At 56.9% G+C, this 15,090-nt stretch carries 15 protein-coding genes; 10 read left to right on the forward strand and 5 right to left on the reverse strand.

The genetic code is table 11. The features are described from left to right. The first annotated feature begins 147 nt into the window (after nucleotides 1-147). The 10 genes from GOW09_RS08525 (at nucleotide 148) to GOW09_RS08565 (ending at nucleotide 10,495) form a co-directional block, all read left to right on the forward strand. Nucleotides 148-684: a hypothetical protein gene (locus GOW09_RS08525; RefSeq protein ID WP_171117406.1), complete on the forward strand. Its 537-nt coding sequence runs from the start codon at nucleotides 148-150 to the stop codon at nucleotides 682-684. A gap of 206 nt (nucleotides 685-890) precedes the next feature. Beyond that, a complete protein-coding gene (locus GOW09_RS08530; protein ID WP_171117408.1) occupies nucleotides 891-2,576 on the forward strand; it encodes a tryptophan halogenase family protein in 1,686 nt (561 codons plus the stop codon). A gap of 170 nt (nucleotides 2,577-2,746) precedes the next feature. Beyond that, nucleotides 2,747-3,022 carry a DUF6525 family protein gene (locus GOW09_RS08535; RefSeq protein ID WP_256368156.1) on the forward strand — a complete coding sequence of 92 codons (276 nt, stop codon included), beginning with the start codon at nucleotides 2,747-2,749 and terminating at the stop codon, nucleotides 3,020-3,022. Between the two features lie 231 nt (nucleotides 3,023-3,253). Further along, nucleotides 3,254-4,930 (forward strand): 30S ribosomal protein S1, encoded by a 1,677-nt coding sequence (gene rpsA / locus GOW09_RS08540; protein WP_068337749.1) that lies wholly within the window; start codon nucleotides 3,254-3,256, stop codon nucleotides 4,928-4,930. A 270-nt stretch (nucleotides 4,931-5,200) separates the two neighbouring features. Next, nucleotides 5,201-5,485 (forward strand): integration host factor subunit beta, encoded by a 285-nt coding sequence (gene ihfB, locus GOW09_RS08545; RefSeq protein WP_050603110.1) that lies wholly within the window; start codon nucleotides 5,201-5,203, stop codon nucleotides 5,483-5,485. 7 nt (nucleotides 5,486-5,492) lie between these two features. Next, nucleotides 5,493-5,843 (forward strand): lipopolysaccharide assembly protein LapA domain-containing protein, encoded by a 351-nt coding sequence (locus tag GOW09_RS08550; RefSeq protein WP_171117412.1) that lies wholly within the window; start codon nucleotides 5,493-5,495, stop codon nucleotides 5,841-5,843. A gap of 11 nt (nucleotides 5,844-5,854) precedes the next feature. Then, nucleotides 5,855-6,496, forward strand: a complete 642-nt coding sequence (locus tag GOW09_RS08555; protein ID WP_171117414.1) for a phosphoribosylanthranilate isomerase — start codon at nucleotides 5,855-5,857, stop codon at nucleotides 6,494-6,496. A 224-nt stretch (nucleotides 6,497-6,720) separates the two neighbouring features. Then, a complete protein-coding gene (locus tag GOW09_RS22310) occupies nucleotides 6,721-6,879 on the forward strand; it encodes a hypothetical protein (protein WP_217360261.1) in 159 nt (52 codons plus the stop codon). 68 nt (nucleotides 6,880-6,947) lie between these two features. Then, complete coding sequence (gene trpB / locus GOW09_RS08560) at nucleotides 6,948-8,195, forward strand: tryptophan synthase subunit beta (RefSeq protein ID WP_171117416.1); 1,248 nt, start codon at nucleotides 6,948-6,950, stop codon at nucleotides 8,193-8,195. A gap of 704 nt (nucleotides 8,196-8,899) precedes the next feature. Next, complete coding sequence (locus GOW09_RS08565; RefSeq protein ID WP_217360262.1) at nucleotides 8,900-10,495, forward strand: Ig-like domain-containing protein; 1,596 nt, start codon at nucleotides 8,900-8,902, stop codon at nucleotides 10,493-10,495. Between the two features lie 53 nt (nucleotides 10,496-10,548). Here GOW09_RS08565 and GOW09_RS08570 read toward each other — a convergent pair whose 3' ends face one another. From GOW09_RS08570 to GOW09_RS08590, 5 genes are all read right to left on the reverse strand, one after another. Continuing rightward, complete coding sequence (locus GOW09_RS08570; RefSeq protein WP_171117420.1) at nucleotides 10,549-10,923, reverse strand: DUF2237 family protein; 375 nt, start codon at nucleotides 10,921-10,923, stop codon at nucleotides 10,549-10,551. 9 nt (nucleotides 10,924-10,932) lie between these two features. After that, the gene (locus GOW09_RS08575; RefSeq protein ID WP_171117422.1) at nucleotides 10,933-12,096 is read right to left on the reverse strand and encodes a serine hydrolase; all 1,164 of its coding nucleotides are present in this window, start codon (nucleotides 12,094-12,096) and stop codon (nucleotides 10,933-10,935) included. A gap of 83 nt (nucleotides 12,097-12,179) precedes the next feature. Next, on the reverse strand, nucleotides 12,180-12,860 hold the full coding sequence (pth, locus tag GOW09_RS08580) for an aminoacyl-tRNA hydrolase (RefSeq protein WP_171117424.1): 681 nt from the start codon (nucleotides 12,858-12,860) through the stop codon (nucleotides 12,180-12,182). 141 nt (nucleotides 12,861-13,001) lie between these two features. Then, nucleotides 13,002-13,655: a 50S ribosomal protein L25/general stress protein Ctc gene (locus tag GOW09_RS08585; protein ID WP_171117427.1), complete on the reverse strand. Its 654-nt coding sequence runs from the start codon at nucleotides 13,653-13,655 to the stop codon at nucleotides 13,002-13,004. A gap of 249 nt (nucleotides 13,656-13,904) precedes the next feature. Then, nucleotides 13,905-15,071 carry an alpha-hydroxy acid oxidase gene (locus GOW09_RS08590; protein WP_171117429.1) on the reverse strand — a complete coding sequence of 389 codons (1,167 nt, stop codon included), beginning with the start codon at nucleotides 15,069-15,071 and terminating at the stop codon, nucleotides 13,905-13,907. Nucleotides 15,072-15,090: the final 19 nt, after the last annotated feature.

Consider the following 15,090-nt stretch of genomic DNA (forward strand, 5'->3'; position numbering starts at 1 on the left):
AAAGCTGGACGTGTAATCGCAGATAGGCCATCAGATATTGCAGATCGTACAAGTATCTGAATGTCCAGAAGGTGCGTTCACCAAGCTTTGTTTGGTCAGTGTGGTTTTGCGTACCTATGCTGAAAGAATGCCCGCAGGAGTGCCATCATGATCCGATTAGCCCTCATCCTTGTTTTCATTGCCCGAAGCCTTGCCGCGCAAGAGCCCGTGCAAAGCCCACCCGAAGCTGAGCCGCCGATGACGTATGAACGGCTGGGCAACATTCTTTTTGCGCTTGACCCCGAAGCAGAGCCGAGCGGCCCCGGGTTTCAATTGACGATTGCAGGGGTGGAGGTCTTGGTCATCACCGACACCAATGCGGATCGGATGCGGGCCATGGTCCCGATCCGCAGCGCCGATGCGCTGTCGGAGGAAGACTTGATCCGAATGATGCAGGCCAATTTCGACAGCACGCTGGATGCCCGCTATGCGATTGCCAATGGCACCTTGTGGGCTGCGTTTATCCACCCATTGTCCCTTTTGGAAAAAGACCAGCTGATCTCGGGGCTGGCCCAGACTGTGAACATCGCCAGGACATATGGCACCCTGTATTCCGGCGGTGCGGCAGAGTTCGGAGGCGGCGACAGCACCGATCTGCAACGTGAGTTGATTGAGGAACTGCTGAAGAAAGGCGAAGAGATCTGACTGCATCGTGAATATGGGACTGGCGTGACGCCAGCTGATAGGCCGACGTTGCGCGGACGGGCCTTCAGGCCGGTGCGTCATAGACCCTAGATGGATTCAGGAAAGCTGTTATAGTTTCTTCCCAGCGAAAAGGGAAAGCTGCGACACAACCCGCAAAAAAACAGGGGCGCAGCAAAAAATTCCCAAGCCAACAGGGACAAAACTATATGAACAATCGTTTGAACAAAATCACCATCGTGGGTGGCGGTACGGCTGGATGGATGACCGCGCTGATCCTGGACATGGTGTTTTCCCGCACGTCAACGCCCAAGGATCGACCGCAAATCTGCCTGATCGAAAGCCCGAACATCTCGACCGTGGGGGTGGGTGAAGCCACGGTTCCGCGGATGCCTGTCACGCTGCGTCAGGCGGGTATTTCAGAGCGGAGTTTCTTCCGCGAGACCAACGCGTCCTTCAAGCTGGGTGTGAAGTTCTGCAACTGGAACAATGACGCCAAGGGCAATCGCATCGATTACATGAACCCCTTTGCGCATGGCCAGATGCTTGAGGGGCTGGAAGCCGCCGAGTATTTCCTGCGCTTCGGCAATGGCGACCGGGATTTCACGCAGTCCATATCGCCGCATGATGATCTGGCCCGTTTGTGCAAGGGTGCGCGTCAGTTGGGGCAGCCGGAATTCGAACAACGGTTTGGTTATGCCTATCATCTGGATGCCGTAAAGTTTGCAGGCATGCTGACCAGGGTCTGCACGAAGCGCGGAGTGGAGCATATCCGGGATGAGGTGCAAACGGTCGAGTTGGATGAACAGGGCAATGTCAGTCATCTCATGCTCGAGGCAAAAGGCCGCCATGACATTGAGATGGTCGTGGATTGCACCGGGTTCCGTGGGCTGATCATCAACAAGGCACTTGGTGAGCCATTTTTGGATTACTCTGACTACCTGCCCAATGATCGGGCCTTGGCGTTGCAGATCGAGCATCCGGATCCTGACAAGATCGAAAGCGCCACCAGATCCACTGCTTTGGGCGCGGGTTGGACGTGGCGCGTGCCGCTTTTTAACCGTGTGGGCACAGGATATGTCTATTCGTCGGCACACCGCACGGATGATCAGGCGGCGGACGAATACCTTGAGTGGCTGGGAGACAGCGGCAAGGGTTTGACACCGCGCGTGATCCCGATGCGCGTCGGTCGCGTGCGCAATGCCTGGGTCAAGAATTGCGTGGCCATAGGCCTGTCCGGCGGGTTCATTGAACCGCTGGAAAGCACGGCGATCCACATGATTGACCATGCGATACGCTGGTTCGCCGAGCATTTGCCCACGCGAGACATCGAACCTTCGCTGAGGGACAGATACAATCGGCAGATGGACAAGCTCTATAATGAGGTTCTGGAATTCATCTGTTTGCACTATCGGTTGGGCAACCGTACCGATGACCAATACTGGATCGATGCGCGCACCGAGATGAAGATACCGGATCGGTTGGCCGAAAATCTTGACTTGTGGCAGTATCGCCTGCCGATGGATCACGATATCGAGTTCGCCACTTTGTTTGACAGCCGCGTTTATCAGACCGTTCTTTTGGGCAAACAGGTTTATGATACGGGCTATGGTTCAGGCATCCGTGATCGTCTTCGACCGTTGAAGAAACCGATTTGGTTCCAGGGTATGAAGAACGCGAAAATGGATCTGGCGAAGATCGTTAAATCCATGCCGGATCACAAAACACTGTTGCGCGATATCCGGGGGGAACTTGATCAACCTGCCTTTGGAATGGCGGCGGCAATGAAGCCTACAGTGGCGATGCCGGGCACGGCGCCAGCCCCTGTTGTCATCGAGAACATGCCGAACTTTGCTGAAATCCAAAGCGGCAAAAAGGATCTGCAACTGTTCTGACTGCTTCCTGCCCGTCGTGTAGGGAATGTTTGCAGGAAAGGCGGGGTGCAAACTCCCCGTCTTTTTTACTTCCGTGTGCTTTGTTGATATGTAATGTAATTACATACACATTGCGAAAGGCGACCGTATTGCAACAACAGAAGAAACAAGGGCAAACAAGGGGTCGGAACTTGCGGAGTACCCTCAAACGTCGGAGACGACAGGCGGCGCCTATGCAGGTCTACGACTCTCTGCCGTCAGGGCTGCGCCTGTGGTTGGCCTCGGCAAGCTTGCCGTGGAGCCCCGTTTCTGCGCAAAAAATCTGGAACCGGGCCGGAGGTGCGCGCAACCCATCCGCAGCGTTGATGCGACTGGACGCAATTGAACAGGCCATGCTGCGGCGCGATGCCGGGGTTTGGACCTTCAAAACCGGCAACGCGCCTGGGTACAGAGCCGCCAAACCTTGAAAATATGGGCTTTGCCCTTGCACATACCGGGGAATCCGCCTATACGCGCGCTGTCGATACAAGGGCGGTCAACGTCCGGATGACGTTTCTGAGCAGGGCCGAGTTACCTCGGCCCTTTGTGTTTGTTTGCTCAGGGGCGCACCGGATCACGCCTGAAGACATCATGAAACAAGACCGGCGGAGACAACCGCTCGGCCAGCAAAAACGTATTGTAAAGGAAAACAACGCCACATGGCTAACGCATCCATGGAGGAATTCGAAGCCCTCCTGAATGAAAGCTTCGAAATGGACACACCCGAAGAGGGGTCTGTTGTCAAAGGCAAGGTTCTGGCGATCGAAGCCGGCCAAGCCATCATCGACGTAGGCTACAAAATGGAAGGCCGCGTTGATCTGAAAGAATTCGCAAATCCCGGCGAAGCCCCTGAAATCGCTGTAGGCGACGAGGTCGAAGTTTACCTGCGTGCCGCAGAAAACGCCCGTGGCGAAGCCGTCATCTCGCGCGAGATGGCCCGCCGTGAAGAGGCATGGGACCGTCTGGAAAAAGCATATGCCGACGACCAGCGCGTCGAAGGTGCAATCTTTGGTCGCGTCAAAGGTGGTTTCACCGTCGATCTGGGTGGCGCAGTTGCGTTCCTGCCCGGCTCGCAGGTTGACGTTCGCCCCGTGCGCGACGCTGGCCCGCTGATGGGTCTGAAGCAGCCGTTCCAGATCCTGAAAATGGACCGCCGCCGTGGCAACATCGTTGTTTCGCGTCGCGCCATCCTGGAAGAATCGCGTGCCGAACAGCGTGCCGAAGTCATCGGCAACCTGTCCGAAGGTCAGACCGTCGAGGGTGTTGTCAAGAACATCACCGAGTACGGTGCATTCGTTGACCTGGGCGGCGTTGACGGCCTGCTGCACGTCACCGACATGGCATGGCGCCGTGTGAACCACCCGTCCGAGATCCTGACGATCGGCGAAACCATCAAGGTTCAGGTCATCAAGATCAACAAAGAGACCCACCGCATCAGCCTGGGCATGAAGCAGCTGCAGGAAGATCCGTGGGATCTGGTTGCTGCCAAGTACCCGCTGGGCTCGGTCCATCAGGGTCGCGTTACCAACATCACCGACTACGGCGCGTTCGTCGAGCTGGAAGCCGGTGTCGAAGGTCTGGTGCACGTGTCCGAGATGTCCTGGACCAAGAAAAACGTCCACCCCGGCAAGATCGTTTCGACCAGCCAGGAAGTCGACGTCATGGTTCTGGAAATCGACGGCGCCAAGCGTCGCGTGTCTCTGGGCCTGAAGCAGACTCAGCGCAACCCGTGGGAAGTGTTTGCAGAAACACACCCCGAGGGCACCGAGGTCGAAGGCGAAGTCAAGAACATCACCGAATTCGGTCTGTTCATTGGCCTCGAAGGCGACATCGACGGCATGGTTCACCTGTCCGACCTGTCCTGGGACGAGCGTGGCGAGGATGCGATCCAGAACTACCGCAAGGGCGATGTCGTTCAGGCGGTTGTCTCGGAAGTTGACGTCGAAAAAGAGCGTATCTCGCTGTCGATCAAAGCCCTGGGCGGTGACAAGTTCGCCGAAGCCGTGGGCGGCGTGAAGCGTGGCTCGGTGATCACTGTCGAAGTCACCGCGATCGAAGATGGCGGCATCGAGGTCGAATACGAAGGCATGAAGTCGTTCATCCGTCGTTCGGATCTGTCGCGTGACCGTGCCGAACAGCGCCCCGAGCGTTTCTCGGTCGGTGACAAGGTCGACGTCCGCGTCACCAACGTCGACAGCAAGACCCGTCGTCTGGGCCTGTCGATCAAGGCGCGCGAGATCGCCGAAGAGAAAGAGGCCGTGGAACAGTACGGTTCTTCCGATTCGGGCGCATCGCTGGGCGATATCCTGGGTGCAGCCTTGAAATCCGGCGACTGAGCCAAGGCAGTATCCCAAGCATGAATTTCGGCCCCGCACGACAGTGCGGGGCCGTTTTTGTTGCGAATCAATATGTTCCGAACCGCAGGGTTAATAAGGGGATTGATCGCGCATTAAGTGTGGAAATTGGCCTGACAGATAAAATTTCGCGCGAGAATGTGGCAAAATAAAGCCTCAAAACTCAGAGTATCCGTTCCCCCCTTCCGGGTTTTTTCCTATACTGTCAAAACAGTAGACCTGTCACACCGGCTGCCTGGGAGGGTATCACGCATGATCCGTTCAGAATTGATTCAGAAAATCGCTGACGAAAACCCGCATCTCTATCAGCGTGATGTCGAGCGGATCGTGAACACCGTATTCGAAGAAGTCACAGACGCCATGGCGCGCGGTGACCGTGTCGAACTGCGGGGCTTTGGTGCCTTTTCCGTGAAGAAACGCGACGCACGTGTTGGGCGCAACCCGCGCACGGGCGAGACAGTGCAGGTCGAAGAAAAATGTGTACCGTTTTTCAAAACTGGCAAGTTGCTCAGGGATCGATTGAACGGTAAAGCCTGACACCATGATGCGTTACCTTCGATATGCTTTTCTGGCGGCTCTCGGGATCATCCTGATTTCCGTGTCTCTTGCCAATGTTCAGTCCGTTGAACTGAAACTGATGCCGGATGCTCTGGCCGAGCTTCTGGGTTTTAACCTCAGCGCGTCACTGCCGCTGTTTCTGGTGGTTTTAGGGGGTGTTGCAGCAGGATTGGTTATTGGTTTCCTGTGGGAATGGCTGCGGGAACACAAGCACCGCCGCGACGCGACCGTGAAGAAAACCGAAGTGCGCAAGCTTGAGCGCGAAGTCAAGAAACTCAAGAAAAAGCAAAACGAAGGCAAGGACGACGTGCTTGCCATTCTGGATGAGGCGAGCTGAGCCTGACCGATATGCCTGATGTTCGGTTCAAAATCTGCGGTCTGACCGCACCGGATCAAGTGCGCGCTGCGGCAGACGCCGGGGCAGGCTATGTTGGGTTCGTTTTCTTTCCGAAATCGCCACGCAATCTGGATGTTTCGCGGGCCGCAGAACTGGCGCATCTGGTCCCAGTTGGCGTTGCCAAGGTGGCTTTAGTGGTGAATGCCACTGACGAAGAATTGGACGGCATCGTTTCGACTGTACCGCTTGATATGCTTCAACTGCATGGCAAGGAATTGCCCGAACGGGTTTCCGAAATTCGCGAGCGATTTGGTTTGCCGGTGATGAAAGCCATAGGAGTGGCCGAGGCCGAGGATCTGGCGGCCATCGATCTTTACTCGGAGGTGGCCGATCAACTGCTGATCGATGCGAAACCGCCCAGAGAGGCTGAATTGCCGGGCGGCAACGGGTTGGCCTTTGACTGGCGGCTGTTGGCCGGACGGAAATACTGGCGGCGACCCTGGATGCTGGCCGGAGGCCTGACACCCCTGAACGTTGCCGAAGCTGTCCGGATGACAGGTGCCCGGCAGGTAGATGTGTCAACCGGTGTCGAAAGCGCGCCGGGTGTGAAAGATGCGGCCCTGATCCGCGACTTTGCATCGGCTCTCAGGTGATCTGAAAAAGATCTTGTTGCGTATCCCTCGAAACAGAGGGGTTGAGCATGCTCGCAGCAATCGGGGGCGTTTCCTTGAAACATTGGTACCATGCGCCGGAGTTTTTCTGGCGCGCGGGACAGGCCTGTCGGCAGGCGCAAGGCGACCCATTGTGTCTGCACGCTGACTTGTTCAGGCAGGATGGCATCTATTTTTCATTCAGTGTCTGGCAAGACATTGAAGCAATGCTGACATTTTCCCAATCCGGCCCCCACAGGCGTGCCGTGTTGGCGGCCGGTCGGTTGGCGGATGTGAACAGGTTTCATCATTTTCCGTGCATTGGTGTGCCCTCGCCGGAACAGGCGATTCAGGTCTGGCGTCAAAACACGCAGGTTGTGGAATGATGCGTTTTGCCCATGGCAAATCCCGCTGCCACCACCTATGAACAACAGATACGACGAGGGAGACACCCATGGCCAACGATCTTTTCAATTCCTTCATGTCCGGCCCTGACGAACAGGGACGTTTCGGCATCTTCGGCGGGCGTTTTGTCAGTGAAACTCTGATGCCGCTGATCCTGTCGCTGGAAGAGGAATACAACAGGGCCAAGGATGATCCGACGTTCTGGGCCGAGATGGATGACCTGTGGGCAAACTATGTGGGTCGTCCTTCGCCGCTGTATTTTGCGGAGCGCCTGACCGAGCATCTGGGGGGTGCCAAGATCTATCTGAAGCGTGACGAGCTGAACCACACCGGCGCACACAAGATCAACAACGTGCTGGGTCAGATCATTCTGGCGCGGCGTATGGGCAAGACCCGGATCATTGCTGAAACCGGGGCAGGGCAGCACGGCGTGGCCACCGCCACCGTATGTGCCAAGTTTGGCTTGAAATGCATTGTCTATATGGGGGCGCACGACGTGCAGCGGCAAGCTCCGAACGTATTCCGCATGCGCCTTCTGGGGGCCGAGGTGATCCCTGTGACCTCGGGTCGTGGGACGCTCAAGGATGCGATGAATGACGCGCTGCGCGACTGGGTGACCAATGTGCGCGACACGTTCTACTGCATCGGCACCGTGGCTGGACCGCACCCCTATCCGGCAATGGTCCGCGATTTCCAGTCGATCATCGGCAAGGAAGCGAAAGAGCAGATGATGAAGGCTGAAGGCCGTTTGCCGGATACGATCATCGCGGCAATCGGCGGCGGTTCGAACGCGATGGGTCTGTTCTATCCCTTCCTCGACGACAAGGACGTCAACATCATTGGCGTCGAGGCGGGCGGAAAAGGTGTGAACGAGAAAATGGAGCATTGCGCCTCGCTGACCGGCGGTCGGCCGGGCGTGTTGCACGGCAACCGGACCTATCTGTTGCAGGATGACGATGGCCAGATTCTTGAAGGCTATTCGATCTCGGCCGGGCTGGACTATCCGGGCATCGGGCCCGAGCATTCCTGGCTGCACGAAATTGGACGCGCGAATTACGTCTCGATCACCGACAAGGAAGCGCTCGAGGCGTTCCAGCTGTGCTGCGCAACCGAGGGGATCATCCCGGCGCTGGAACCAAGCCACGCTTTGGCCCATGTGATGAAGATCGCACCGGAATTGCCCAAGGATCACCTGATCTGCATGAACATGTGCGGTCGTGGAGACAAGGACGTTCAGACCGTAGCCAAATATCTGAACTTCGATATGTCAGACACCGAAGGCCGTACGGCGGACTGAGTGTGAACCGGGGCGGCATGTCCCGGTTGCTCTGTCTTGGGGTCGATGGCTCAAGCAGACCTGAAAGCAATAATTCCAAGGCAGGACAGGCGGGATAGTCAAACATGTGACATGTCCGCCGAAATCAGGTTGCCCTGCAAAAAGGGCCGCCGCCAATGCGCATGTAAGGACAACACAGAAGCCCGAGGAATCGCCGGCTGCTGTGAAACCTCGATCATTGTGCCTGCATTTGTTTCCCAACAACTGCCAGTTGCGACCCCTGCCCGAGATTGTTGCGAATATCCCGTCAAAGCCGAGGGTCTGTATCCGGCATATCTTGAGCATATGACTTGCAAAGTCACGGCTTGTTGTGACGTCTTGCCGAGAAGACTCCCTGAAAACAACGTGCTTCTAAGTGCTTTCCGGCATTTTTCGCCTTTGCCTTGCGGTTTATGCATGGCCATGTGGCCCGCACGCCAAAGTTGAGTTGCTTCCAATTCTATACAGTGTCTCCAAATTGAATTAACTATTGGGTAACTGGCGTAGTTGCGGCCGGTTCAGGGGACGTCTCTGCAATGGATGGGACAATGGATGACGTGGTTCGGGGCACAGTGTCTTTGCCCGGGCGCCCTGGTGTTTAGCGCCCTCGCGGTGTTGTAGGAGGTAAAATGGTTAGGTCCGTTATTTCGAGGCTGTTGTGCCTCTGTTTTCTGATTTCAGCACTCATGATCGGAAGCGCGAAAGAGGGTGCGGCTCTTGGTGGCGGCTTCATCATAACCTCGGTTCCGACGCCGAACAGGGGAAGCATCTTTTTCAACAATATCCCATTTACCGGCACGGCCTTTGTTTCTCTGGGGGGGTCGGGGCAGGTTCCCGGCGGCAGTTTCTATTTCAACAACGGCATTTTGAACCAGAGTGCGATCACGCCCGCCGGCCTTGCTTCCCTTGGCTATATCGGCGCAACCATTCTCAGTCAGGATGGCGCGGATTCCACATATGCGGCAGACGGGTACATGGGGATAACGTTCACCGCGCGCGAAACCGTTGGAGGGCCGCTTTATCGCTATGAGATCGCGTTGTCCGGTGTAACGAACACCCAAATCGTCAACACGCGCGTTCTGGTGGATACGACACAGCCAACTGCAACGATCGGGGCCTTGACGCCGACCGGCAGCGGAACGTTTCAAGCAAGCATTACCCTCAGCGAACCAAGCACCGATTTCACCGTGGGCGACCTGTCCGTCACCAATGCAACGGCTACTCTGACCGGGTCCGGCACCAGCTATGTCGCCACTTTGACGCCCCAGAACAACGGCACCATCGAGCTTTTCATTCCGGCAGGGGTGTTCTCGGACGCGGCTGGGAATCTGAACCTGGAATCAAACAGGGTCAGCACGCTTCAGGCCGTGACAAATGCTCAACGTCAGATTCAGGCGTTCCAGAACGCCCGGGCCAACAGCCTTGTGACGAACCAGCCGAAACTGACCCAGTTTCTGCAAGGTTCGGGGTCGGGTGTTCTGGACGCTTCGGTCACGCAGGGCTCGGGCTATCTGAATTTCGCCAGTGATCCGGCGCGGCCCGTCTGGTTCAGTGTGACCGGCAACTGGAGTTCGCAGGATGATTTTGACAACTCCTATGCACTGGCAGTTGTCGGGGCTCATCGCCAGATCAATTCGAACCTGTTGATCGGTGCCATGCTTCAGTTCGACTATGCCGAAACGGAAAACGGCCCGGCCAGCGTGGACGGTACGGGCTGGCTGGTTGGTCCTTATGTGGTGGCAAAATTGCCCAATCATTCGGTGTTTCTTGAAGGGCGCGTTCTTTATGGTCAGGCCGACAACAACATCTCTCCGTTTGGCACCTACGAGGACAGTTTCGACAGTGACCGTTGGCTGGTCCAGTCGCGCGTAACCGGTGAGATAAAGCGTGGCGCCCTGACATTGATGCCTTTGCTGGACGTAAGCTATGCCAGCGACGATCAGAAAGCGTACACCGACAGCCTGGGCAATCTGATTCCACAGCAGGATTTCAGTTTGACGACGGCACGGTTGGGTGTCGATTTCAGTCACCCGTTGCAAGTGTCACGAGGAGAGATGATGCTGACGGGTGGGCTTTCTGGGATTTGGAGCACGACTTCGGGTACCGGGACCGCCCCGGGCGTGACACCGATTGGCGATACCGCCCGTGCCCGCGCGGATCTGGGCCTGGACTACCGGCTGGAAAACAACAGCTTGCTTGCAGCAAACGTGTTCTACGATGGCATTGGTGAAAGCGGTTTCGAAAACTACAGCATCAGCCTGATCTGGCAAATGGCATTCTGACCTTGGGGCGAAACTGGATCGCGGATCACGTCTCGCCCCGGGCGCAATGGCTTTCAGGCATTCGCCTTGTTCTGAAGCAAGATATCAAGCGGCACAATCTCGAGCGCGCGTTGATGGGTCGCCTCCAGGTGAACCTTTGGCGCGCATCCTTCGTCATGGGCCTGTAGGAACCGGCCGGCACACAGACACCAGCTGTCACCGGGCTTGAGACCCGGGAAATCGAATTCGGGCCGAGCCGTGCTCAGATCATTGCCGACGTATTTCGAGAATGCCAGAAACTCGGCCGTCATCACGGCACAAACGGTATGGCTGCCCTGATCCTCGGGGCAGGTATTGCACGCACCATCCCGAAAGAACCCGGTCAGAGGATCGCGTGAGCAGGGCGCCAGAACGCCGCCGAGTACATTGATACTGTCTTGTTTCTGCATGAACACACCTTACAGGCTTTCTGCGATCTTGCGGAACATTTCGATATTCTGGTCGTTTATGCCAGTGTCGCGGAATTTCCGATCAGCGCCGGTAGACACAATCAGAACGCCGCGAGGTTGGTTGAAATAGATGTATTGCCCATACACGCCCCGGGCCAGAAACTCTCCCTCATGGGCGCCGCGCGGGATCCACCACTGGTACCCATATCCAATCTTCCCCTGAGCGGTCGGGGCGCTGGGTTGAGTTGCCTCGAATATCCAGTCGGCGGGCACCACTTGCCGGCCGCTCAATTTCCCATCTTGCAGGATCATTTGCCCGAACCGTGCAAAGTCACGTGTCGTGAAATTCAATCCGCCCAGAACAAAGGCGACACCAGCGCCGTCAGTGACATAGTACCCGTCACGCTCAAGGCCCAGGGGCTGAAGGATTTTCTCCGTCAAAAGATCCGCGACACTGCGACCGGTCGCCCCGCGTATCACCATGCCCAATACATGCGTGTCTATGGAAACGTATTGCCAGGTTTCACCGGGGGGCGCGAAACTGTCCTGCAATGAGGCTGCAAAATCGTCCAGTTCACCGCCCAGGGCAATCACACGGCCCATCCTGTTGATGTCAGATTTTGGGTCCAGATAATCTTCGCCAAACGTGACGCCGCTGGCCATGTTCAGAACGTTCCGAATTGTCGCCCTGTCATATGCGCTGCCTGCAAGTTTGGGGGCGTATTTGACGACGGGATCATCCAATGAATCGATTGCGCCCTCTTGCAGGAGAATGCCGAAAAGCGCCGACAGATAACTTTTTGCCACTGACCACGAAATCCGACGATCATCGGGACCGGTGCCCAGATAGTATTCCTCGAACCGGATCTTGCCGTTCTGCATGATAAGCAAAGAAGTGACCGAGCGTTCATTGATCCAAGTGTCGGTGCCTTCCGGAAGATCGAAACCTTCGCCGTAGGGCAGTTCCCATGTTGGGGCGTTTCCACGCGGCAGATCCACGGTCAGAAAGGCTTCATCCATATGCGAAAAGTTGTGAACGATCTTGTCCTCGGCAAACAGAGAGTTCACCGCCATCAGGCGCTGTAACTCTTCGCGTTTCCAAAGCCCAACGGCAGCGGCGGCCAAAGCCAGCGCCAGCACAATGCGCAGAACCCACTTCAGTATGGACCGCATCGCATAGCCTCCCTTGTTTGCGTGTATTGGAACGTGGACATCCCGCTTTCGCAACGCCGACGTAACGGAAAGAGGGCGGGGCGCTATTTGAACCTGTCCAACAGCTTTTGCATGGCGGACCGTTCGTCGGCCGGTGGCTCAGGAGGTGCCTTAGGCGCGGTTTCGGCTTTCGGGGCAGCCGTCTTGGACGACCGGGGCGGTGCAGTGCGCAGGGCCACCGCGTTCATGAATTTTCCACCATCATCCCGCGCCAGATGGGGCACTCCGTCTGAAACACCCCGAAGGACGTCATCCAGCCAGTCCGCCTCGGATTTCGCAAAGTCGCTCAGGACATAAGCCGAGACCATCTCTTTGCGCCCCGGATGTCCGATCCCAAGCCGGACACGGTCATAGGCTGCGCCTATATGGTCGTGGATCGAACGCAGACCATTATGCCCAGCGTGTCCGCCGCCCGCCTTTACCCGCACTTTGCCCGGGGCGAGGTCCAACTCGTCATGGAACACGACAACATCTGTGGACTCGAGCTTGTAGAAACGCATCGCTTCACCCACGGATTGACCGGACCGGTTCATGAAGGTCTGCGGTTTCAGCAACAGGATTTTTTCAGAGCCCAACCGCCCTTCCGAGATTTCGCCCTGAAACTTGGATTTCCATGGGCCAAACCCATGATCTTCCGCAATCCGCTCCACAGCCATGAACCCGATGTTGTGCCGGTTTCGGGCGTATTTCTGCCCCGGGTTTCCCAATCCGACAAAGAGTTTCATGACCAAGCTCCGCCTCTGTAGCCTCGAGGCTATGTGATGCCCGGAATTGCCATGGAAATCCAGCCAGCGCCGCGCGTCTTGGCCATAAAAAAACGGGGCTCGTCAGAACCCCGTTTCAAAATCCAGACGTTTGATCCGGATTTATTCTTCTTCTTTGCCGACGACTTCGACTTCGTCGACTGCAACTTCCGCTTCTTCACCTTCTTCGTCGTCGCTCGTGGACAGACCGGTCGGTGCCGAGACGTTCGCGATTACGAAGTCGCGGTCGATGGTCGGCTTGGTGCCTTCGGGCAGGTCAACCGACGAAATGGTGACGACGTCGTTGATGTTCATTCCGGCCACATCAACGGTGATCTTCTCAGGAATGTCACCTGCGGTGCACAACAGCTCGACTTCCGGGCGGACAACGGTCAGAACGCCGCCCTTCTTGATGCCGGGGGCTTCATCTTCGTTGATGAACTCAACCGGAATGTACAGCGCGATCTTGGTGGTCCGGCGCAGGCGCATCAGGTCCAGATGGGTCGGCAGGTCTTTGACGACATCACGCTGAACATCGCGGCAGATGACGCGAACGTCTTCATGGCCTTCGACCTTCAGGTTCCACAGGGTCGACTTGAAGCGACCGGCCTTCAGGCGCTTGAACAGTTCGTTGAACGGAATCTGAATCGGCAGCGGATCTTTGTCGCCGCCAAACACTACGCCCGGAACCATGCCTTCGCGGCGAGTTTTGCGAGCGGCGCCCTTGCCTGTCCCCGTCCGTTCCAGAGCTACGAGATCAGGAATCTCTCCAGCCATGATAATTCTCCAATGTTAGGGCGGGTATCCTCCAAGGCTGTATACCCGCGTGAAGCCGCGTCCTTATCTCGATTCATCCGGTTTGGAAAGGGGTAATTCACAGCTTGCCGTTTTGTGGGGCTCAGCCGCGCGCTCCGAAGTGTTCTTCGCCAGATCAGTGAAGGGTCCGCTGTTTCATCTGGCCACAAATATCCCGGGGGAGACGCCCGGAACGGGCGGCGGGGGCAGAGCCCCAAATCTCCCGCGGTCTCAGCTTCGCCAACGACCACCGAAATCTTCTGGTACCAGAAGATTGTGCGCCCCCAGCGCGCCGACGGTTTTTTCACCGCACAGCGCCATTGTTGTATCAAGTTCCTTCTGAATCACCTCCAGCGCGGTGGTGACGCCTCTCTGGCCCATGGCGCCCAGCCCATAAACGAATGCGCGTCCGATATACGTCCCCCTGGCCCCCAGCGCCAATGCCTTAAGCACGTCCTGACCCGAGCGGATACCACTGTCCAGATGCACTTCGACATCATTGCCGACAGCGTCCATGATTTCGGGCAATACCCGGATCGAGCTGAGCGCACCATCCAATTGACGCCCGCCATGGTTCGACACGACAATGGCATCGGCCCCAAGCTTGGCAGCCATTTTGGCATCTTCCGCGTCGAGTATCCCTTTCAGGATCACCTTTCCGCCCCACTGTTCCATCAGTTTTTCGACTTTACTCCAGTCGAGGGTGGGGTCGAACTGTTCAGCGGTCCAGGCCCCCAGTGAAGACGCGTCCGAGATACCTTGCACATGTCCCACTATATTGCCGAACTCGCGCCGTTTGGCACCCAGCATTTCAATGCCCCAGGCCCATTTGGTCATCAGGTTCGCGATGGTCTTCGCGGTCAGCTTGGGGGGTGCGGACAGGCCGTTCTTCAGGTCTTTGTGCCGTTGGCCCAGAATCTGCAGATCCAACGTAATCACCAGCGCCGAACACCCGGCGTCCTTGGCCCGCTGGATCAGACGGCTGACATAGTCAGCGTCCTTCATCGTGTAGAGCTGAAACCAGAACGGCTTATCGGTGTGCTCGGCCACGTCTTCGATCGAGTTGATCGACATTGTGGAAAGGGTAAAGGGAACACCAAAATCCTCAGCGGCTTTGGCGGCCTTCATCTCTCCGTCCGCATGCTGCATCCCCGTCAACCCGACCGGGGCCAACGCGACCGGCATCGACACCTTCTGGCCGATCATTTCCGAGGCAGTTGAACGCCCGGACATATCAACGGCAACCCGCTGACGCAGGCGGATCTTTTCAAAATCGGAACTGTTTTCGCGGAATGTTTGTTCCGTCCAACTGCCGCTTTCAGCGTAGTCGTAGAACATCCGCGGCACGCGACGCTCGTAAATGCGCCTGAGGTCTTCAATATTGGTTATCACAGGCATGACTCAGACCTCCGAACTT

Source organism: Ruegeria sp. HKCCA5463, from assembly GCF_013034175.1.
Taxonomy (GTDB): domain Bacteria; phylum Pseudomonadota; class Alphaproteobacteria; order Rhodobacterales; family Rhodobacteraceae; genus Ruegeria.

Coding starts and splice junctions, on each gene's coding strand:
- rpsA (WP_068337749.1), top strand. CDS start 3,254: ATGGCTAACGCATCCATGGAGGAATTCGAAGCCCTCCTGAATGAAAGC.
- GOW09_RS08525 (WP_171117406.1), top strand. CDS start 148: ATGATCCGATTAGCCCTCATCCTTGTTTTCATTGCCCGAAGCCTTGCC.
- ihfB (WP_050603110.1), top strand. CDS start 5,201: ATGATCCGTTCAGAATTGATTCAGAAAATCGCTGACGAAAACCCGCAT.
- GOW09_RS08550 (WP_171117412.1), top strand. CDS start 5,493: ATGCGTTACCTTCGATATGCTTTTCTGGCGGCTCTCGGGATCATCCTG.
- GOW09_RS22310 (WP_217360261.1), top strand. CDS start 6,721: ATGCTGACATTTTCCCAATCCGGCCCCCACAGGCGTGCCGTGTTGGCG.
- GOW09_RS08590 (WP_171117429.1), bottom strand. CDS start 15,071: ATGCCTGTGATAACCAATATTGAAGACCTCAGGCGCATTTACGAGCGT.
- GOW09_RS08585 (WP_171117427.1), bottom strand. CDS start 13,655: ATGGCTGGAGAGATTCCTGATCTCGTAGCTCTGGAACGGACGGGGACA.
- GOW09_RS08565 (WP_217360262.1), top strand. CDS start 8,900: ATGATCGGAAGCGCGAAAGAGGGTGCGGCTCTTGGTGGCGGCTTCATC.
- GOW09_RS08570 (WP_171117420.1), bottom strand. CDS start 10,923: ATGCAGAAACAAGACAGTATCAATGTACTCGGCGGCGTTCTGGCGCCC.
- GOW09_RS08555 (WP_171117414.1), top strand. CDS start 5,855: ATGCCTGATGTTCGGTTCAAAATCTGCGGTCTGACCGCACCGGATCAA.
- GOW09_RS08575 (WP_171117422.1), bottom strand. CDS start 12,096: ATGCGGTCCATACTGAAGTGGGTTCTGCGCATTGTGCTGGCGCTGGCT.
- trpB (WP_171117416.1), top strand. CDS start 6,948: ATGGCCAACGATCTTTTCAATTCCTTCATGTCCGGCCCTGACGAACAG.
- GOW09_RS08530 (WP_171117408.1), top strand. CDS start 891: ATGAACAATCGTTTGAACAAAATCACCATCGTGGGTGGCGGTACGGCT.
- pth (WP_171117424.1), bottom strand. CDS start 12,860: ATGAAACTCTTTGTCGGATTGGGAAACCCGGGGCAGAAATACGCCCGA.